General features: G+C 54.8%; 18 protein-coding genes. 7 read left to right on the forward strand and 11 right to left on the reverse strand.

Annotation, left to right across the window (positions count from 1 at the left end; all coding sequences use genetic code 11):
• The 5 genes from LQD11_RS02900 to LQD11_RS02920 form a co-directional block, all read right to left on the reverse strand.
• Positions 1-1,236, reverse strand: a complete 1,236-nt coding sequence (locus LQD11_RS02900) for a glycosyltransferase family 4 protein (protein ID WP_238616179.1) — start codon at positions 1,234-1,236, stop codon at positions 1-3.
• Between the two features lie 4 nt (positions 1,237-1,240).
• A complete protein-coding gene (locus LQD11_RS02905) occupies positions 1,241-2,428 on the reverse strand; it encodes a hypothetical protein (protein WP_238616180.1) in 1,188 nt (395 codons plus the stop codon).
• Positions 2,429-2,555: 127 nt separating this feature from the next.
• Positions 2,556-3,395 carry an AAC(3) family N-acetyltransferase gene (locus LQD11_RS02910; protein ID WP_238616181.1) on the reverse strand — a complete coding sequence of 280 codons (840 nt, stop codon included), beginning with the start codon at positions 3,393-3,395 and terminating at the stop codon, positions 2,556-2,558.
• A 216-nt stretch (positions 3,396-3,611) separates the two neighbouring features.
• On the reverse strand, positions 3,612-4,322 hold the full coding sequence (locus tag LQD11_RS02915; protein ID WP_238616182.1) for a class I SAM-dependent methyltransferase: 711 nt from the start codon (positions 4,320-4,322) through the stop codon (positions 3,612-3,614).
• 124 nt (positions 4,323-4,446) lie between these two features.
• On the reverse strand, positions 4,447-5,352 hold the full coding sequence (locus LQD11_RS02920) for a glycosyltransferase family 2 protein (protein WP_238616183.1): 906 nt from the start codon (positions 5,350-5,352) through the stop codon (positions 4,447-4,449).
• Positions 5,353-5,612: 260 nt separating this feature from the next.
• Here LQD11_RS02920 and LQD11_RS02925 point away from each other — a divergent pair, with 260 nt between their 5' ends.
• The 5 genes from LQD11_RS02925 to LQD11_RS02945 all read left to right on the forward strand — a co-directional run bounded on the left by LQD11_RS02925 (position 5,613) and on the right by LQD11_RS02945 (position 11,643).
• Entirely contained in the window at positions 5,613-6,488 is an 876-nt protein-coding gene (locus tag LQD11_RS02925; protein ID WP_238616184.1) for an ABC transporter permease, read from the forward strand.
• Positions 6,489-6,562: 74 nt separating this feature from the next.
• Positions 6,563-7,894, forward strand: a complete 1,332-nt coding sequence (locus tag LQD11_RS02930; protein ID WP_238616185.1) for an ABC transporter ATP-binding protein — start codon at positions 6,563-6,565, stop codon at positions 7,892-7,894.
• Between the two features lie 129 nt (positions 7,895-8,023).
• Positions 8,024-9,112 carry a polysaccharide pyruvyl transferase family protein gene (locus LQD11_RS02935; RefSeq protein ID WP_238616186.1) on the forward strand — a complete coding sequence of 363 codons (1,089 nt, stop codon included), beginning with the start codon at positions 8,024-8,026 and terminating at the stop codon, positions 9,110-9,112.
• Positions 9,113-9,147: 35 nt separating this feature from the next.
• Positions 9,148-10,320 (forward strand): hypothetical protein, encoded by a 1,173-nt coding sequence (locus LQD11_RS02940; RefSeq protein WP_238616187.1) that lies wholly within the window; start codon positions 9,148-9,150, stop codon positions 10,318-10,320.
• Positions 10,321-10,506: 186 nt separating this feature from the next.
• Positions 10,507-11,643 (forward strand): glycosyltransferase, encoded by a 1,137-nt coding sequence (locus tag LQD11_RS02945; protein ID WP_238616188.1) that lies wholly within the window; start codon positions 10,507-10,509, stop codon positions 11,641-11,643.
• Positions 11,644-11,655: 12 nt separating this feature from the next.
• Here LQD11_RS02945 and LQD11_RS02950 read toward each other — a convergent pair whose 3' ends face one another.
• Positions 11,656-12,672 (reverse strand): glycosyltransferase family 2 protein, encoded by a 1,017-nt coding sequence (locus LQD11_RS02950; RefSeq protein ID WP_238616189.1) that lies wholly within the window; start codon positions 12,670-12,672, stop codon positions 11,656-11,658.
• 55 nt (positions 12,673-12,727) lie between these two features.
• Here LQD11_RS02950 and LQD11_RS02955 point away from each other — a divergent pair, with 55 nt between their 5' ends.
• Together LQD11_RS02955 and LQD11_RS02960 are read left to right on the forward strand one after the other, a co-directional pair.
• A complete protein-coding gene (locus LQD11_RS02955) occupies positions 12,728-13,372 on the forward strand; it encodes a tetratricopeptide repeat protein (protein ID WP_238616190.1) in 645 nt (214 codons plus the stop codon).
• Positions 13,373-13,395: 23 nt separating this feature from the next.
• Positions 13,396-14,862, forward strand: a complete 1,467-nt coding sequence (locus tag LQD11_RS02960) for a lipopolysaccharide biosynthesis protein (RefSeq protein WP_238616191.1) — start codon at positions 13,396-13,398, stop codon at positions 14,860-14,862.
• An 81-nt stretch (positions 14,863-14,943) separates the two neighbouring features.
• Here the strand turns inward: LQD11_RS02960 and LQD11_RS15685 are convergent, their stop codons facing one another.
• The 5 genes from LQD11_RS15685 to LQD11_RS02985 all read right to left on the reverse strand — a co-directional run bounded on the left by LQD11_RS15685 (position 14,944) and on the right by LQD11_RS02985 (position 19,479).
• A complete protein-coding gene (locus LQD11_RS15685) occupies positions 14,944-15,684 on the reverse strand; it encodes a PEP-CTERM sorting domain-containing protein (protein ID WP_238616192.1) in 741 nt (246 codons plus the stop codon).
• A gap of 55 nt (positions 15,685-15,739) precedes the next feature.
• Positions 15,740-15,961 (reverse strand): hypothetical protein, encoded by a 222-nt coding sequence (locus LQD11_RS02970; RefSeq protein WP_238616193.1) that lies wholly within the window; start codon positions 15,959-15,961, stop codon positions 15,740-15,742.
• Between the two features lie 16 nt (positions 15,962-15,977).
• A complete protein-coding gene (locus LQD11_RS02975; RefSeq protein ID WP_238616515.1) occupies positions 15,978-16,925 on the reverse strand; it encodes a polysaccharide deacetylase family protein in 948 nt (315 codons plus the stop codon).
• 107 nt (positions 16,926-17,032) lie between these two features.
• Complete coding sequence (locus LQD11_RS02980) at positions 17,033-18,139, reverse strand: glycosyltransferase family 4 protein (RefSeq protein ID WP_238616194.1); 1,107 nt, start codon at positions 18,137-18,139, stop codon at positions 17,033-17,035.
• Positions 18,136-19,479, reverse strand: coding sequence for a phenylacetate--CoA ligase family protein (locus LQD11_RS02985; RefSeq protein ID WP_238616195.1), 1,344 nt, complete (start codon positions 19,477-19,479; stop codon positions 18,136-18,138). The genes LQD11_RS02980 and LQD11_RS02985 overlap by 4 nt, the downstream gene beginning before the upstream one ends.
• Positions 19,480-19,488 lie beyond the last annotated feature (9 nt).

Consider the following 19,488-nt stretch of genomic DNA (forward strand, 5'->3'; position numbering starts at 1 on the left):
TCACCCCAAATAAAGATTCAAGGAAAAATCCGGTGTCAGCAATTCATCGAACACGGCCTGGATCAGACCCGCATGGCGCTGAACCGAATACTTGCGCGCCACTTCCTTCATAGCCGCCCGTCCCATCCGGGTCCGCAGGTCGGTATCGCCCAGTACCCGGTTGAGTACCTCCGCCAGGGCCATGGGCTGACCGGGCGCCACCAGGAAACCGGTTTTACCGTCACGAATGATCTCCGGCGGCGCGCCGATGTCCGTGGCCAGGATCGGCGTGCCCATGGCCATGGCCTCGATCACCACCCGACCGAACGGCTCCGGCGATACCGACCCATGCACCACCGCATCCGCGGCCTGCATGAACAGCGGCACGTCGTCCTGATACCCGGCAAAACATACTGCGTTCGCCAGACCCATCTCGTTCACCTGCTGCTGCAAGGCGCGTAGATAGTCATCGCGCCCGGGGGGCGCTTCACCGATCAGGACGAAACGGGCGCGGGGATGGACGGCCAGGACACTGGGCACAGCCTGGATCAGCACATGCTGTCCCTTCCAGTCCATGATCATGCCGGCCATCACCACCATCGGATCTTCCGGCCCCACGCCCAACCGCTCCCGCAGAGCCTTCACCTGAGCGGCATCCCTGGCGGCATAGCGGGCCAGATCCAGCCCCTCAGGCACCATGGTGATTCGTTCGGGCGCCACGCCCAGATCCAGCAACCCCTGACGGACAGGACCGGAAATGGCCAGGAAACGGCTGACCCAGCGGGTGAGAAACACCGCCAGCCGGGAATCCGGGCTGGGAATATTGCGTTCGTGGAGCACCACCGGGCATCCGGCCAGACGGCCCGCTATCACACCGGCCATGTTGGCGATGAAATCATTATTCAGATAAATGAGATCCGCCCGCTCGGTGCGGGCAATACGGGCCAGGTGGTGGGCATAGCGGAATATCTCCGCATCCAGCCGTTGCCAAAGGGGGCGCCGACGGCCACTCCCAATGCGGTGTCGTCGCGGTAGATGGATCGTTTTCACCGCCGGGGGGAAAGAGGCAAACTTGGCATCATCCAGAGAATGCACCACCACGGAACGAAAACACGCCTCGTCCAGGTGTTCCAGACAGGTACGCAGGCTGATCACCGCCCCGCCGAACCCCACGCCGGTCTCCAGATACAGGATCGTCGCGGGGCGCTTGGGAATCAGGTTGACCGGTCGGCCCCGGACCCAGTGCACGGATTCCATGGGCTCAGGACCAGTCGGCGTCGGTGGACAGTATGGCGGGGCGTCCAGAACCGGCCAGGATGGATTCTTCCATCATCAAGGCATCGGCAAAGAACTTCGCGGCCCAGTTGGGATACTGCCAGGGATGGTAGCCACCATTGATGGGATGGGAGCCCTTGATCCCACCGCGCTCATCCGGGATGCCGCCGTGAAGGCGCTGAGTCCGACGGGTAAAGCCATTCACCCGGCTGACCGCCTCCCGGAACCGCTCCTCGCCGGTGAGTTGGTGCAGGCGCCCCCAGTTGATGGCGATCTGGGCATTGCCCGTCAGGCAGGACCAGGTCACCGTCGGTTGCCAGCGGGCATCGTATCGTCCCGGTAAAAAGCCATCCGGCGGCAAGGAGGCCAGCACCGCGTTCCCCATGGTGACGGCCTGGTGCAGGAAATCCTCGCGCTGTGCGTAGGCCCCCACTTCCAGGAATCCGCGCATGGCATAGGCAATGGTATGCAGGAAGGGTTGGGCGTCGTCCTGCAGGCAGTTGTGGGGTAACCAGCCATTGTCATGGCGCTGGGACAGCGCCCATTCCAGATTGCGCACCGCCGCCGCCAGAAAACGCGGTTCCTGAGTGATGCGATGGACCCGGGCCAGGCCCCAGGCAGAGCGAGTGTTATAGGTATTCATGGACGTGGTCGTGAACGGCGACCCGAAACGCCGCCAGCAGCCGTCCTCATCCTGTACATCGCAAAGCCAGGCAGCCGCCTTGAGGGCCGCCTCCCGATAGCGTTCCTCGCCTTCCTCCTCAAATGCCCGCACCCAGCCAAACAGCACCTGGCCGGTGTTGAAGATGGTGGGTTGATCCGAACTGCCCAGTGCACCGGCCAGCACACCGCCTTCCGGCAACTGGATCTCGCATTCCCAGTCGGCCATGGCCCGGGCACGGCCGCGGGCATCCATATCCCCGGTCAGGTGAGCAAAGCGGTAGAAAGTGGGCAGGATGTAGCCCGTGGTCTCGGGGTAGGACGGCGCCCAGCGGCGGGAGCGCACCAACCAAGTCTGGGCCACACCGGCATCGGGCGTCGCATCCTGGGCGCGCTTGAGCCAATCCATTGCCCCCCGCAGGTGATCCCGAATCTCTCCCGGGGCATGCAGCCCCATGCCCAGCCTGTCTCCCATCACACGGCCGTATTGACGCAATGTATCCGTAATCGCCATATCCACACCCTGGCTTGTCTGGGGCACCGGCGGCACCGATGCGTTACCGGTTCATGGGCTCAAGAGGCGCCCTGGAAACCGGTTATTGTGCTGCCCTGCGGGGAGCAGCGCAAAAAAAACTGCGGAATCATTGCGGTGAATCGAAAAAATGCCGTCCGGTAGCCACCATATGGTCCACCACCTCCGTCATGGCCCGGCAATCCAGCAGGCCAAGCCGGGTATTGCCCACCCGTCGGCGCTTCAACACCCCCTCTTTGAGCAGTTCTGCCTCCAGAAGGTCATCCCGACGCAGGCGATTGGCAGTGGCGCTGAGCACCTTGACAGGCACCTTGCGAGCCACACCCTCGTAATCAATCACCGTTCCTTCCATGGGTTCAGGCTCGTACAATGGAACCGGTAGCGTCTGCGCAATCCGATCTTCAAGGAAATGGGTAAAGGTCACGGTGGAAAAAGGGGCATCAATGGTGAGGATCTTGCCGTTCCACTCCAGCAGACGGCCAAAGGGCGATTGCGGCCCGAAAGGGACCAGGGCCTCGTCATGACCCACCAGAAATTCTTCGGCGCGATGCCCCCATGCCAGCAGTGGGTGTGTTGGACTCAGGCTCCTGCGCACGCCCTTGCCTCGACGAAACACTTCGGACAACAGTCCCATCTGGGAAGGGCTGCGTCGGACATCCATTGCTACGTTGCGGATGAGAAACTCCTTAGAACTTTCATTCTGATAAATTAGAGAAGGGAAAACCAACAAGCCATTTATCCCAACAACATCCCTAAGCGTTGCGATCATGTCGGTCGGTCGCCCTACAAAACCGTTGTTAGTGCGCCATGATGAATGAATCATCACCACATCATCTCGCCGCAACCCGAGTTGCGAAATCGCTTCAGAAAAACCTCCACTCTGATAACTCAAAAAACACTTAACAAACCACCACCTTAAATCAAATTTTGACCCATGAATAATTCTCATAAAGAGCCCTTTAGCAATCCGCCACCAGACTAAGCTCCTGCAACCGCATCAAAACAAAAACCCGCATACGACTCTCTTGTCAAACAACTGTCTAACTCGCCCTTCACCAAAGCTCTCCATCACCAAACCTAAAGCACTAATATTCCTGGCGAGCGCCCATCAGATTGAGAGGCTTGGGGCATGACATACCTTCGAGGATATTTTTTATGGAACCCTTTAAATGGACCCACAATCACCACGCCTAAGTCTTCTTGGCAACCAATATTCTCCCCCACCTAGACGACTAATTTTGAAACGCCAGAAAATCGCCTCATAAATATACACTGGCAACCTAGCCAACACGTATCTAATGGGATAATTTGAACATAAAAAAATTTGCGCATTATTCGAGACCCACGGCATTTCCCAACTCAATGGGTAAATCGCAAATTTCATCACCCACTCAAACAACCTAGCGCGTCGAAACCCATGTGACATAAATTTAGCCGCCCAATATTCTTTGAATTGGCAATTCACATGCCCTGTTCCACCCTGCCCGACCTGCGCAGCTGTAAAAAAAATTACTTCACTCGCGTGTCTTGTCAGGCTTTCCACAAAGAGGGCTGCCTTACACTCTGGAAGGTGCTCTGCAACCTCAATAGATATCACAAGATCAAATCTCTTGCCCAAATCCACAGGCTCCGATAGGTCAAGAGGTAAGATCTTAACCTGAGCTGAAGATTGAGCAGCATTGGATGACTCAATCCCGATTACATCCACCCCAAAAGACTTCAAGAAAAATAGAGTTCTACCTATTCCACAACCAAAATCCACGGCAGACTTTGGCCTAAAAACATCAAAAAGAAACCCAGCTATAAAGGGGTAGCCTTTTCGCATTCGATGCTGATCATAAAACTGCTCATCATAAATCTCAGACTCATGACTCATGACCTCGCCCCTTACACCACTAGTTCAAGATGGCATTTACAATATAAGCAAAACCCGCTGACCAGACCCGGTGAATATCTTACCAAATCCCAAAGCTAACTGAGCCACATGCGTAATCAGATAGCTACTTAATTACTGGATCAATAGAACTAGGATGTCTCCATACCGCATCAGGTCTTAGCCCATAAGAAAAAGCGAATCGCACCCCGGAAAAAACCTCTGAAAACCCTTCCTTGAATCCCGCCCTACGGAGACTCCAATACCAATGACGCAAATACATACTTCTGGCCGGGGCATACAAACAGTATTTCATCATACAGGCTCCTCTACCCAGGGAATGACCGCTCCGCAGACGTTTTTCAGCTTCATCAGTGCGCCGTTGATGATGATGATATACGACCAGCCCCGGCTCATAGATTCCATCAAAACCCGCTATCGACATCCGACGAAACATATCCGTATCCTCTCCTGAACAGAATCGCGTTCCAGCACCTAGGCGCTCATCAAAGCCCCTCAAGCCTACAATTGCCTCACGCTTGAAAGCCATATTCGCACCCAAAATCAAACCTGCCCCAACAAACTGGCCAGCAGGTATTTTCTGCTTATCCTCAGATTCCTGAATGGACACTCTGCGATCCAAGGGATCATAAAGCAGCAGACGGCCACCACAATAATCAACATCTTCTTGTAAAAAACATTTATATATCATGGATAGCCAACCTGGATCTGGGTAGCAATCATCATCCGTAAAGGCAAGGAATGCTCCCTTACCATGAGTGATCCCCCGATTACGGGCTTTCGACAAACCGGCAGCAGGCTCAAATACGGCCCGGATAGAAATCCTTGTCTTCGCCATAAAATTTTGGATGACTTGATCCGTATCATCCGTTGAACCGTTATCCACGACAATCAATTCCCAGGGATGCTGAAAATCCTGCCTTTCCAGACTGGCCAACGTCCCGAGGAGTTGCGTCGACCGGTTCCGGGTACAAAGGATCACCGAGATCATCAAACTGGATACTTCCCCCATGACTACCTCCTGTTTAATCGATTGAGAGGTATCGAAACAGCATGGTACTTTAACTCGACCAGCCGTGCATGTACCTGCCCAAGGCGGCATCAGATACCGATCTTGGGCAGTAGCCAGCCCTTATGCGACCTTAAAACCGCCCATTGCCGTGATTGCATCCCCATGCGGACCCATGCAAAATGCTAATCAGATCACGTTTTTGCCCCAAAAGTATTGACCGCACGCAAATCACGCCACCCATCCACCATCCAGAAGACCCCATGCCCAAATATGGCCATGCCGACACGGACAGCAGAAAGATGAACGAACCAGCACCACCTCACCGCACCGTGATTGAACCCCATACCGGCTGGAAGCTGATCAACTGGAGGGAACTCAGAGAATACAAGGACCTTTTCCTGTTTTTGATATGGAGAAACATCAAGGTAAGATATGCACAAAGTGCCATCGGCATCGGCTGGGCAGTAGTCCAGCCGGTTGCAACCATGATCGTATTCACCATCATTTTCGGCCGGCTGATGGGAGTTGAGTCGGACGGAGCACCCTATGCGGTATTCGCCTTTGTCGCGCTGGTTCCATGGACCTACTTTTCCAATTGCCTTACAGACGGCACGGCCAGCATGATCACAAACGCTCAGATCATCAGTAAAATTTATTTCCCCCGACTCATTTTGCCCATGGCAATTATCGGCGCCCGCCTCGTAGACTTCCTCATTGCCTTCGTAATTCTCTGTTTACTCTTGGCTGCCTACCGAATCATGCCCACATCAGACGTACTATTTCTTCCCCTTTTGGTGCTGATCATGACGCTTTCCGCTGCTGGATTGGGCTTATGGCTCACAGCCTTGGCCATTCAGTACAGGGACATTAATTACGGTATGAGCTTTGGCGTTCAATTACTCATGTATGCAGCCCCTGTAGTCTACCCAGCCAGCGCCATTCCTGAAGCCTACCGTCTCCTGTATGCCTTGAATCCGATGGTAGGTGTCATTGAAGGTTTTCGTGCAGCCCTACTCGGTACTCGGGCATTACCTTGGGATTTTATCCTCATCGGCTTGACCACCTCCGTCCTCATGTTCATTTCAGGAGTCATGTATTTCCGCCGTAAGGAGCACGTCTTTGCAGATGTTGCCTGAATCCCAAAAGCAAAAGAATTCAACTGGAATCTTCTAATTTTCGCCTACACGCACCCCGGAGAAACAGCCTTCTCATGAAGGATATCGTCATCAAGATTGAGGGATTAAGCAAAGCTTACCGCCTTGGCTCCCAGGCAGAACGTCCTGAAACCCTGGTCCAGGCGACCACCGCTCTTATTAAAGCCCCTCTGAAAAATTTGCGTCGCCTAAGACGTCTGGATACATTCACGACAGACAATACATCGGATGACATCCTGTGGGCACTTAAAGACATTAACTTAGAAGTCCAATCAGGAGAAGTCATCGGCTTTGTGGGGAGAAATGGCGCAGGCAAGTCGACACTGCTCAAGATATTGTCCCGCATTACTGACCCCACCAGAGGCCGCATTGAAATCCACGGACGTGTCTCAAGCCTACTTGAGGTTGGCACCGGCTTCCACCCGGAGCTTACCGGACGGGAAAACATTTACATGAACGGCACTATCCTGGGAATGAAAAAACGGGAAATAGATGAAAAATTCGAGCAAATCGTAGATTTCTCCGGAGTCAGCCGCTTCTTAGACACACCCGTCAAGCGTTACTCATCCGGCATGAAGGTTAGGCTAGCCTTTTCCGTGGCAGCGCATCTGGAACCGGAAATACTTATCATTGACGAAGTTTTGGCCGTAGGAGACGCCGAATTTCAGAGAAAGTGCTTGGGAAAAATGCAGGATGTTGCGGGCAGCGGACGCACCGTGCTATTCGTAAGCCATAATATGGCTGCCGTCCAAAACCTCTGCTCCAGAGCCATTGCACTCAGGAATGGAGAACTCATTGATGAAGGAAATACCAAGGAAGTTATTGGACGGTATCTTTCAAGCCTGATGTCAAGTAGTGCTAATGCCTTTTCTAATGAAAACACCGAGCGTCAGCAAAGCGGCCCCTTGCGATTGACATCGGGCTACCTTCTGAATGGCCAAGGCAGTCGGACTGAGTCACTCATCGCGGGGGAGTCCGCCACACTATGTTTCGAGTATGACTCCAGCGAAAACCTGGATGATCTGTCACTCACCTTCACCATCTACAATGATACCGGCACTGCCATCACCAGCGTGAGCACTGGGCTCAAAAATTTCTCAATACGCCAAACCGGCACCCAGGGCATCCTTAGCTGCCACATCCCCAGATGCCCGCTACCACTGGGAGAATACCGGGTAGCAATTCGTGTCGCCTCACATGGCAGGGCACTGGATCAGATTGGGAACGCACTGCGCTTCACGGTCGAAGACTCGGTATTCTTCGGGACGACAAAAGTACCTGATCGTCAATATTGTACAGTGTACATTGACCATGAATGGAATTTAAAAAAAACCATACTAAAGAAACATCCGAACCCTCAATATCAGCCACACAAAAACCCTTCCTAGTGCTTCAATTACCTAAAAGTCACGACCTATAAAGCAAAACGGTGAAGCGCATGAGATGGCAGGGTCATCCTAAAAATCGACGAAACTCGAGCCCACAGCAGCGCACTCGCACTAATCATAGAGGCTGACATGGATCGCTTGTCGCACTCCACTCCCGAGATCAGCGTGTCTAACTCATCAGATAACTTCGAATCCACTACCGCCCTTGGATCTCAAGCACTAAAGTATGCCGCACTGGTGCATGACATTCTGGACCCGCTGATAGCCCACGGCTCTCCCGTAGCGCTGTTCGATTTTCCAAATTATTCAAATGTTGGTGATAGCGCAATCTGGCTGGGGGAAGAGGCCTTTTTAAGCAAGCGTCCCGATCTTCATACGGTCGCGGTGGAAGACTGCGGCATCCGGCACTATGGCCTTCCTGACTTGCCAGACTCAGCGATCATACTCATACAAGGCGGTGGCAATCTGGGGGATCTCTGGCCCCATCATCAGGCCCTGCGGGAAAAGCTCATCGGACATTACCGGCAACACCGTATTATCCAACTGCCTCAGTCCATTCATTTCAGGGATGCAACCAACGCGGATCAGTGCCGAGACACCTTCAGCGGCCACCCGGATTTTCACTTGCTGGTTCGTGATCATGACAGTCTGGAGCAGGGGCAACGACTTCATCAAGGCCCCACTTATCTGTGTCCGGATATGGCTCTCTGCCTCGGCCACCTGCCTCGTACCACCCCCTCACGCTACCCCGTGGTTGGATTGCTGAGAACGGACAAGGAAGCAATCAACGACGAAGCTTTTCCAGCACCACTGGGAGATACCCTTATTGTCGACTGGATCGACGAATCGCCATCCCGTACCCAGCAGATCACAAAAGTCATCGAAAGAATACAAATTCAATATCCGCGTCGATCATCCATACTCTATGGTATCAAGCGTCGGCTTTACCATCAGTTGGCCAAGGAACGCCTCAAGCGTGGTTGCGACATTCTGAGTTCGGGCCATGTTGTCATTACAGACCGACTACATGCACACATTCTCTGCACCTTAATGGGTATTCCCCATGTGGTTCTAGATAATAACTATCGTAAGATCGGCAATTTCCGTGATGCTTGGCATACAGGAGAAAACATATGTGCCTCGGCATCAACCCTCGCTGAAGCCAAGGATAAAGCTGAGGAATTATTCAACACCTTTCAGGCATCTGGGCCGAAATAACCGATCACGTCCACTTTCTGAGAGAGACTCAGTTCATGACAGATAAGACCATAAGACTTTCAAGTAGTGGAGTGACCACGGAATCGGGCTGGTCGAAAGTAAACTGGACGCTTAAGGGGTTGGAGCCGGATGATTTCATTCTCAGCCATGAAATACCCGAGCAAGACCAGAACCTATTGAGTGATCCGCAGTGTGGCGATCATGCATTATGTGCCATCCTGTTGAAAGCGATGGAGCAGAAGGACGACATCGTTGTGGAAGGAAAGGTCTCCCCGAAGTTACTTGACGGACTGGAAACCCTACAAGCCATCTGGCACCGATGGCGACCTGAGCGTTATCAACTCATCAAGATATTTGCCGAAGAGGAATGCGAAACTGTCCCGGCAAAAAATGAGCGGCCAGCGATTTTTGCCTTCTCCGGAGGCGTTGATGCCTCGTTTACCTTGTTCCGCCATCTACACAATCAAGCTGGCCGTAACAAATACAAACCCGCCGCGGCACTTTTGATTCATGGCATGGATATCCCCCTGGATCGTGATGATTTCTTCCAAAATGCCGCCACACGTGCAGAACAAATACTGGATGGCTCCGGGGTTCGACTAATCCGTATGCGAATGAATTGTCGGGAACTACTTCAAAGATGGGAAGACAGCTTTGGACTACAATTAGCGGCATGCTTCTTGCTATTCCAGGCCAACTATGCTGATGCCGTTCGAGGCAGTGAAGAACCCTATGAATCTCTCATTTTCCCTTGGGGGTCCACCCCATTGACCGACCCCTTAGCCTCAACGGCATGCATGGAAATGAGGCATGATGGTTGCGATTTTGATCGAACGGAAAAAGTGTACTGGCTAGCAAAAAACACAAAAGCATCAGAGTATTTACGGGTGTGCTGGGAAGGCCCAAGACCTGACAGAAACTGTGGTGAGTGTGAGAAATGCATCCGCACAATGCTAAACTTCTGGGCAATGGACTTGCCGATACCAAAAGCCTTCCCCACTCAGTTAACGCCAAAGCGTGTCTCATCAATCCGAATACGAAACCGCATTCAACACACCTACCTCATTAATTTATTGAGATTCGCGGAACGACACCATCCAAAAGACGATCAGATACTAAAAGCACTACAAAAACGCCTAGGACATACAGGGCCAAAAAATGCAGCAAGAAGAGCCGGTTACCTTGCAAAAAGAATATTGGGAATATAGCTCATTAAAAATTGATAAGCACAACACATAAAACATCATAACATGACAATCTTCCAGCTCTCACGCCGCACCCGCCTCCCCAATACCATTATAATCAATCAAAACCGGCTACATCATTAGAAAATGCCTCATAGACATCCTCCAATTGCAGCCTTTTCCCCTCACCCATGGAAAGAAAGCCAGTGGATGAACCGACAACACTTATTGTCTCGCCTGGCTTCTCGAGGATGGCCAATTTACTATACAACAGGAGCACTGGACCTGTGGGATCGCCATGGAAATGCTTGGAAAAAAAGTCACTGGCTAGGCAAGACAGAACCGATAGATGGCGTAAGTCTATATCATGCCGGGAAATTAATACCACGTTGGCGAAATCAACCGCGCTGGGATCAACTGGCGCTGAAACACCATACTCGGCGCCTTTGCAAGATATCAATGAAGCATCATGACAACCAACCCATTATGATGCTTTTTCACCCCGGATTCTGGCCTTATGTGGAATATTTAACTCACTACCCGATCATCTTTCATGCCTATGATCTCTATTCCGCTCAGCCAGACTGGAATGAGGAAAAAGAAAGTTTCCAAACCGCTCTTTTACAGCGTGCCAACTTGGTCACGGCATCATCAAAAAGCATTGCAGAAATATTAGAAAAGGAGTCCGGAAGAAACATAGCTTATCTACCTAACGGGGCTGACGTGAAGGCATTCAACTATCAAAATGTGGGAAATTGTCCTGATGACCTTGCAGCCATACCCCAGCCCCGGATCGGCTATATTGGAGCCATCAACAAAAAGGTGGACTTGAGAATTATAGCTGGCATTTCCAAAGCTCGACCAAACTGGAATTGGTGCTTAATAGGCCCGATTGCACATAATGAATTACAATCCGACCCAGAACTTTTTGCAGCATACAAACATTGCCTAAACTCTACCAATGTACACTTTCTCGGCGAACGCCGGCACGACATCATTCCGTCTTATGCCAATCACATGGATATCAACACCATGTGCTATCGCTGTGATGGCGATGGATGGTGGAAAAACATATACCCCTTAAAAATGCATGAGTATCTCGCAACAGGAAAACCAGTCGTCAGCTCAGATGTTCCCTCTGTTCGGGAATATGCCGATGTAATCGCCATCGCCAACGATGATCATCAATGGATCAACCTACTGCAAGCGTGCTTGCAGAATGGTGGCGCTGGATCCTCGGATCAGCGCCTTGCGGTCGCACAACAGAATAGCTGGGAAACGCGCGTCACCCAACTTGAGCAATGGCTGTTGCAACTTTCTAAAGCAGAATACGATCCCCTGCGCTAAAACTGTAGCACTTCACCCTGAACGAAAAAACAAAGCTCCCAAAAGATTACGAGCCGTCCTCCGACAGGGATAAGCCTTGAGTGCTTCCATCGCCTTCTGCAAAGACTCACTTCTTTCGCCTGCCCTACGAAGATGCATGGAACATCCAATCAACTCATCGCTCAATTGCTGATGCATGAGAGGCGCCTTACTCCTTGAGCGGTCGTCGATCATCTTCCTGATCGCATAGGCTTGCCAAAAACAAGCTCGCGCACGTATTCGATGAAATCCCACGGGATCACATGCCATATCGACTCCAGATGAAAGACTGCCGGGAACACGCTTTGCCCACGCATGAACCCGTTTATCAAGAACAATATCCCCCACTCTGGAAAGTTCCCAAACCATCAGCACATCACCCCTCAGCTTCATGCTGGAATCAAATCCACCCACACGCCGAGCAGCGACTGCATCTATCAATGCTGCCGAAAGATGACCAACAAAGAATATGTGCTCTAACTCCCGACTCCGTGTGCGCTGATATACTTCATAAAACCCCGGAACAGGGTGATAATCATCCATCAAATGAGGGGCTGGCATGATAGGGATATTCGATTCAGGCCTGGAGATGAGTCCACCAAGAAAGACTGCTTGAGAAAAAGACCTCGCAAGTTCAGTCAAGCGCTCAATGTGTATTTCTACCCAAGCGTCGTCATCATCCAAAAATGCAATATAGCCATCCTCAACAGCTTCCAGCCCTCTATTTCTCGAAGGATACAGACCAGACTGTTCATAGCGATGATACTCTACTGGAATCGGCGCATTTTTTGCGATTTGAGCCACCACCTCGGAAGTACCATCACTACTGCCATCGTCTATAACGATCAACTTGCATACTGACGACGTCTGTTTGAATACAGACATGATTGCGTCTTCAAGTAATTCTTTTCGGTTGAAGGTATTGATTACTGCTGTGACTTTAATTTTAGTCATCAGATTCACCCGCCCTATAAAATCTGGAAACTTGCTGGCAAAATCCAGCTTGTACACCCATGACCCAGGGAAATAGACTTATGGTAAACAGACTTGAAAGGACGGGGCAACCATGCTGAGAACCATCGCCTTATTCATTTTTTTGCTGCCATTCCCCTTTATTGTGAATGCGAATCAATTTGTTGGCGGAGAACTGGAATGTGGGAGCCTGAAAAATCCGGACGGTCCCAATGATTATCGCCGCGCGGATTTCAGCAAAGGTATCCCTCAGGGAGACAACCACTTTACCCCCGAAATCGAGCGACTGGAACGGGGACGCACCAGCATATTACTGGGTGATATCGACTACACCCTGCGCTCTTGGCCAAACCACCACCGTGCGCTGTGGGCCGTATCCAGATACGAAAGACTGAATAATGGACGGTTGCCTAACGCGGATCAGCTACGTGGCTGGCGCCGTAGCGCAGACTGCTACTTCGACCGTGCCATGCGCTTCACCCCCGACGATGGCACCGTCAGGATGCTCTACGGCATGCATTTGCATCTCTCCGGACATCCCCGGCGCGCGCTCCCTCATTTCGAAAAAGCCGCTGAGCTAGGCGAAGATTCCGCCGAATTTCACTACAATTTCGGACTGTTGCTGTTTGATCTGAGAGATTACCGTGCCGCCAGGGAGCAAGCCGAGAAAGCTTATTCTCTCGGCCATCCACTGCCCGGCCTGCGAAACAGGCTGCAGCGAGCAGGTCACTGGAACTGAACAGATAATCAGAGCGTTCTTTTTTGGCCAATACCCCCACCAGCGTCGCCAAGGGCGCCGCGCTGACCATCACCATGCGCTGGACCGACCGCCTGATCGGTCTTGTCAGCGTCATCATCCTTGCACGCCTTTTGGCGCCCGAGGATTTCGGCATCATTGTCATGGCCTCCCTGGTCATTGGCCTGGCGGATGTTCTGCTGGATCTGGGCGTGCATGTGGCCCTGATTCAGACCCCCTCTCCATCTCAGGATCATTACAACACGGCCTGGACGCTGCGTCTGCTGCAATGTGCGGCGGCCGCCGCGCTGGTGTGGGTGGCGGCGCCGTGGGCGGCGGTCTTTTTTGACGAGCCAAGCCTCACCCTGGTCATACAGATTCTTGCCCTCTCCTTTTTATTGAGCGGGCTGGAGAATATCGGCATCGTGAATTTCCAGAAGGAGATGCGCTTTGTCGAGGATTTCCAGTTCCTGTTTGCCCGGCGAATGGCCGGCTTTGTGACCACCATCGGGGCCGCCTTCGTGCTGCAGTCGTTCTGGGCACTGGTGATCGGGACTTTGGCGGGGCGTGCCTTCGGCCTGGTATTGAGCTATGTGATGCATCCCATGCGGCCCCGGCTGAGTCTGGCCCGATTCCATGAGATTTTTGGTATTTCACAGTGGGTACTGGTGCGCAATATCGGTGTCTATCTGGATCAATCGTTGCACATGATGTTGGTGGGGCGGCGGGACAGCACCACCGTGACGGGGGGATATTCCCTGGCCAACGAGATTTCCAGCATGCCCACCACCGAACTGCTGGCGCCGATCAATCGGGTGCTGTTCCCGGCCTTTGTGCGGGTGAAGCAGGATCTGACTGAACTCAAGCGTCTATTCCTGCTGGCGCAGGGGGTACAGGCCTTGATCGTGATTCCCGCCGGCACGGGGCTGGCCCTGGTGGCCCGAGAGGCAGTGGCCATACTGCTGGGTGAGCAATGGGGGTTCATCGTGCCTTTCGTGGAGATCATCGCGCTGGTCACGGTGGTCACCGCCCTGCTCTCCAGCGGCATCTATGTCTGCCTGACCCTGGGGCGTGTGAAGCTGGTGGCTGCCTATACCTGGTGGCAAGTGGGTGTTTTTGCCGTGCTCGCGGTGATGCTCCTGCCCCAGGCGGGTGCCTTGGAAATCGCTTGGTTGAGATTGTTCGTGGCGGCACTGGGGGTGGCCGTGTTTGCCGGGTTGCTGACCCGGACATTGTCGGGTCTGAAAGTGGGCGAGTTGGTGGGTGTGGTCTATCGGCCCCTGCTGGCGGCCCTTTTCATGGCACTGTGCGTGACGCAGCTTGGCGAGTTGATCCCGGGACCGGAATGGCTAATCCTGATGGCCCGCATCGGCTTGGGCATGGTCAGCTACATGTTGGCCATCATCCTGCTGTGGTGGCTGGCGGGCCGCCCCGCCGGGGCGGAAGCCTATGTGCTGAGGCAGGTACTCAGGCTGCGGCGGCGACATGACTGAAAAGGCCCCCTGCATCGTCATGTGACGCAGGGGGCCTTTGCCGATACGCCCTATGAGTGAAGACGGACGGGGCTCATTCCATCAAGAAAACATCCGGCGACGACGCATGGCGGAGAGCAGGCCCAGAATACCCATGCCCATCAGCAGCAGGCTACCGGGTTCGGGGATATCCGTCCGGACATGCTCGGCATAGACCCGGATATTGATGTCGCTGGACTTGTCCCAACCAAAACCGTCGGAATCCACCATGCCACCGAAAACGATTTCATCCAGGCCGGCATTACCGAAGAACCAGCGGTACAGGTCATCCGACTGATCCTGAGGGGTGCCGCTCAGAGCGGCGTTGGAAGCATGGTTGAACCACAGGGGCTGGGGATCACCCGTGGTACTGATGCCGTCCGCCGCAAAGAGATATTGGCCTTCGGAGAAGATCCCCAGATCAAAGAAGTCAATCTGCCAGATCTGAATGAAACTGCCACCGGACCCCTGGTAGGCCACACCGGGGTTATCCGGATAATCCACAGGAGTGATGGTGACGTTGGCATTGTCCGTCTCATTACCGGTCACGTTGGCTGTTGCCACGCGCGGCACCACCGTGTCTTCTCCCTGATCCTGCCCCAGGAACAGGGAAATGGTCTGGTAACGATCACCCAGTTGGAAATCGGACTCATACCCTCCTGCAATGGCCCAGACGGTGATCCGGTAAATATTCCAGTAGTCGGTGTGCTTGGGCTGACAGGACAGGCAAGGCAGGGTGAAATCATCACCGGCAATCCATGCATCGCCGGTTCCACCGGCTTCACTGCCGAAATCCCAAGCCACGTTGCTTCGATCCGGACCGGCAACGTTATTGAGGTTTGTATTGGGGAGTCCGCGATCAACAACCAGCGCCGCCGAAGCAACACCGCTCATCCCCATCGCCAGCAGCCCAATCATGCCGCCGGCAATACATGCCGATTTTAGCGTTTTCATTGATGTCTCCGACGTCGCTTGATTTCTCCGCCTGAAACAAGCAAAAAAGACACCAGTTTTTTAATTCATTGATAATCAAAGCCTTAAAAAGGCCAGAGAGGTATTTTAAGATGAGGATGTCAACCATCCCGACAGTGAGGTTATCAGGACAAAGGGACCCGCGTTGAAGCCGCATTGACCGCATTGAGCAATAGGCGCGCCATGAAGCGGGATGGAATGCGATCCCAAGGTGAAAAGCGAGGCAGTTGCCAGCGGTCGGCATTCCGGGTAGCCACGCCACCGGCGGTGCTGAAGGCGGCTTCGAAACCCAGATCGCGCACCAGCCTGACATGTTCGGCCTGATAGTCATCAAACGGACGGCCGTTGGGATAGGCGAACAGGGTCACCGACTCATCCAGCAGGGACTGCAGCTCGGCTCGTCCCTGCTGGATTTCCTGCCGCACCGTCTCGATGCCCACGGTCGTGAAAATGGGATGGCTGACCGTATGACAGCCCAAGACCATGCCGGATTTCTGCAACCGTCGAACCTGGTTCGAGGTCATCATCAGGTCCGTGGGCAAACCGCTCGATACGGGCTCGATGATGCGCTGTATCAGTGCATCACGGTCGGAAGGGTCCAGGTTTTTCAACAGGGCAATGAGTCGGCGAGTGGAACGGCGTTTTTCATGAATCGAGCCGGTCAGGAAACGCTGGCCCAGACTGTCGCTCAGATCCAGCAGGTCGGTTTCCATCAGGCGCATGGCCTCGATCACCGTGTCATGCCACATCCGCCCACCATCCAGATAGCCGGTGGAGATGAAAAACGTGGCGGGAACGCGATGCTTCAGCAGAATGGGCAAAGCCACGTTGGCATTGTCCGCGTAACCGTCGTCAAAGGTCACGCAGACCGCCTTGGGAGGCAAGGTGCCCTGGCTCAGTCTCTCCATGGCCTCCGGCAGGCTCAGCAAGTTGAAGTGTTCCGCCAGCAAGGCAATCTGCCAGTGAAAGGTTTCGGCATCCAGTGCTTCCGGTCTGAAGGGGTCCGGCTCGGGAAGGACCTGGTGGAAGATGAGAATGGACAGTCGCCCATTTGCGCCACCCTTGCAGATCATGGGCAACAGCCTTCCGGTCAGATCCACCAGGCCGCGATCCAGTCGACTACTGGGCTCCGGAGTCAGCAAGTTGCGGGACATACCGGAAATGGTTGCAGTGTAATGTGTCATGGTTCCATCGCCTCCCGATAGACGCCATATAACACCTGGCGTACCTGCTCCCATTGAAAGCCACCCACCGCCTCCAGACCGTTGCGGCGCAGCCGTGAAACTAGGCCAGGGGAATCCATGAGTCGGCATACGGCCTCGGCCATGGCCCGGGGTTCACCCGGAGGCACCAGCAGGGCGGTGCTGCCATCCTCCACCAGATAGGGTACGCCCCCCACATGGGTACTGACGACGGGAACCCCACTGGCCAAGGCCTCCAGAATGGAGTTGGGGGTGTTATCGATCAGACTGGGATTGAGCATGATGTCGGCACTGCGATACAGGTCCGGCAGCAGGCCAACTTCCAGACGGCCGGCAAACGTGACCCACGGCGTCAGTTGCAGCGATTGCACCAGGGCCTCCAGGGCGGGGCGCTCCGGTCCGTCACCGGCGATGGTCATTCGCGCCTCGGGGTGATGTTCCCGGATCAGGGCCAGGGCACGGATGGCCGTGGCGTTGTCGTAGATGTCTTCCAGGTTACGGGTCACGATGAGGTGCGGCCCCCCTCCCCCCGCTCCAGGGGTACAGGGGACATAGGATCGATGCGGGGCAAATTTTGAAAGGTCGATCACATTGGGGACCACCACCGCCTCGGCATGGAAACGCCCAAAGACATCCCGCAGAAAGCCGGAGGGAACGATGATGCGCGACGCCCGCGACATGGTGGGGCGTATCCAGCGCCAGGACTGCTCGAAGAAGGCTTCCGCCCCACCGCCCCGGTAATTGACGACCACCGGCACCCCCCGGATACGCCCGATCCAGATGGCGGGGGCCGCGAACAGATGCCAGGACCAACCGGAGTTGGCCATGACATGCATGACGCTGATTCGGTCGCACAGCCGCCACAGGGATACCACATAGGGGACAAGACGAAACAAGGCGCGCACGCCGCGGATGCGCTCAATCCAGCCGGGGTGATAGGGCGCGTTCATCTGGACCAGTTTCACCACCAGATGATCCTCCTGCAGCAGACGGGCCAGCTGCCGGGTCTGGTTGGCAATGCCGCCGGGGGGGGGTGGCAACGGCCCCACCAGACCGATGCGCCAGGTCGGTTCAGGTATGTTCATGGGCGAGATGCGTAGGCTTCCGAAATCAAGGTGACGTACTTCCCGGACTTCCCCGGCGGGATGTGGTCGGGAAACGAGAAGGTGACGGGAAGATCCGTGCCCATCATGCCCTGCATCCCGCGACACACCTCATCCAACAGGGCCTGGGGGAACGGGGCATCGCGCACCAGTAGGATCTCGATGGACAGGTCTCGACGCTGGATGATGCGGAACTGCTTGAGATCCGGCAGTTCCCGCAGGATGCCCACCAGGGCGGCACTGTGGATCAGACTGCCGTCCCGAGCCACGATGAAATCCGTCATACGCCCCATGACCTGCCCCAGGGTGGGCAGGGTGAGTCCGCAGGGACAGGGCTCCGCCTCCAACGCCACTCGATCACCGAGACGGTAGCGCAGCAGGGGCATGCCGTGGCCGTCCAGATTGGTCACCACCAGGTCACCCACGCCCTGTGCATCGGGCTCATCCACCTCCAGCAGTACATGCTCGGCGGCGATGTGCAAGCGTCCGGCGGGGCATTCGTGGGCCAGATGTCCGCCGTCACGGGAACCGTATTCGTTGCCCACCGGACACTGGAAGACCTCCAGCATCTTGTCCCGCTGGTTGGGATAGAGGACTTCGGAGGTGCAGGTCACCAGTTCAGGGCGCCAGCCGCCGAAGGCTTGTGGGTGGCGTTCCATGTAAAGGGCCACATGGTAGAGCACGGTAGGGTAGCCGTAGACCAGTCGAGGACGGAAACGGCGCAGTTGTTCCGCGCCTCGGGCCAAGGCCTCGTCACGCAGGTCCAGCCCAGAGATCACCACCTGATTGAGAAACCGGCGGTCCTTGAAGCGGCGCAAGGCGTCCTGCTTGCTCAGCTCCACCGGGGACCCCCAGTAATCCACCTGACGGCTCCCGGGCTCGATGCCGAACCAGGCCCGGCCCCGCAACTTGGCGGCATTGTGCCAGGATTCCTTGATGGGATCGGTGTAGAACACCAGGGGCTGGCCGGTGGAGCCGCCGGTGGTATGGCGAATCAGCCGATCCCGGTGGTCATCGGCCGTCAGATCGTCCAGGTATTCGCGCACATCGGCCCTCTCCAGCAGGGGCAGCCGGGTCAGGACCTCCCGGCCCAGTTCTTCCGGATGGGACACCCCCAGCGCCTCGAAGCGCCGGCGGTAGAAGGGCACATGGTGCCAGCAATGGGTCATGAGCCTTTGCAGCTTGCGGTCCTGCAGGGCCTTGAGGGCATCCGGAGACAGGCGTTCACTGCCCCTCAGCGAGGCATAACAGGCGGCAGTGCCGCGTCCCCGAAGGCGTTCATGGAGGGGGAACACCACCGAACGAACAAACCCTTCATGCATGGAACACCC

Origin of the sequence: Ectothiorhodospira shaposhnikovii, from assembly GCF_022227765.1 — a bacterium.
Lineage (GTDB): Bacteria > Pseudomonadota > Gammaproteobacteria > Ectothiorhodospirales > Ectothiorhodospiraceae > Ectothiorhodospira.

What these genes read in the sequence shown, in the direction of transcription:
- LQD11_RS02900 (WP_238616179.1), bottom strand. Translation starts at nt 1,236, where the DNA reads ATGGAATCCGTGCACTGGGTCCGGGGCCGACCGGTCAACCTGATTCCC.
- LQD11_RS02905 (WP_238616180.1), bottom strand. Translation starts at nt 2,428, where the DNA reads ATGGCGATTACGGATACATTGCGTCAATACGGCCGTGTGATGGGAGAC.
- LQD11_RS02910 (WP_238616181.1), bottom strand. Translation starts at nt 3,395, where the DNA reads ATGAGAATTATTCATGGGTCAAAATTTGATTTAAGGTGGTGGTTTGTT.
- LQD11_RS02915 (WP_238616182.1), bottom strand. Translation starts at nt 4,322, where the DNA reads ATGAGTCATGAGTCTGAGATTTATGATGAGCAGTTTTATGATCAGCAT.
- LQD11_RS02920 (WP_238616183.1), bottom strand. Translation starts at nt 5,352, where the DNA reads ATGGGGGAAGTATCCAGTTTGATGATCTCGGTGATCCTTTGTACCCGG.
- LQD11_RS02925 (WP_238616184.1), top strand. Translation starts at nt 5,613, where the DNA reads ATGCCCAAATATGGCCATGCCGACACGGACAGCAGAAAGATGAACGAA.
- LQD11_RS02930 (WP_238616185.1), top strand. Translation starts at nt 6,563, where the DNA reads ATGAAGGATATCGTCATCAAGATTGAGGGATTAAGCAAAGCTTACCGC.
- LQD11_RS02935 (WP_238616186.1), top strand. Translation starts at nt 8,024, where the DNA reads ATGGATCGCTTGTCGCACTCCACTCCCGAGATCAGCGTGTCTAACTCA.
- LQD11_RS02940 (WP_238616187.1), top strand. Translation starts at nt 9,148, where the DNA reads ATGACAGATAAGACCATAAGACTTTCAAGTAGTGGAGTGACCACGGAA.
- LQD11_RS02945 (WP_238616188.1), top strand. Translation starts at nt 10,507, where the DNA reads ATGAACCGACAACACTTATTGTCTCGCCTGGCTTCTCGAGGATGGCCA.
- LQD11_RS02955 (WP_238616190.1), top strand. Translation starts at nt 12,728, where the DNA reads ATGCTGAGAACCATCGCCTTATTCATTTTTTTGCTGCCATTCCCCTTT.
- LQD11_RS02970 (WP_238616193.1), bottom strand. Translation starts at nt 15,961, where the DNA reads ATGGTTGACATCCTCATCTTAAAATACCTCTCTGGCCTTTTTAAGGCT.
- LQD11_RS02975 (WP_238616515.1), bottom strand. Translation starts at nt 16,925, where the DNA reads ATGATCTGCAAGGGTGGCGCAAATGGGCGACTGTCCATTCTCATCTTC.
- LQD11_RS02980 (WP_238616194.1), bottom strand. Translation starts at nt 18,139, where the DNA reads ATGAACATACCTGAACCGACCTGGCGCATCGGTCTGGTGGGGCCGTTG.
- LQD11_RS02985 (WP_238616195.1), bottom strand. Translation starts at nt 19,479, where the DNA reads ATGCATGAAGGGTTTGTTCGTTCGGTGGTGTTCCCCCTCCATGAACGC.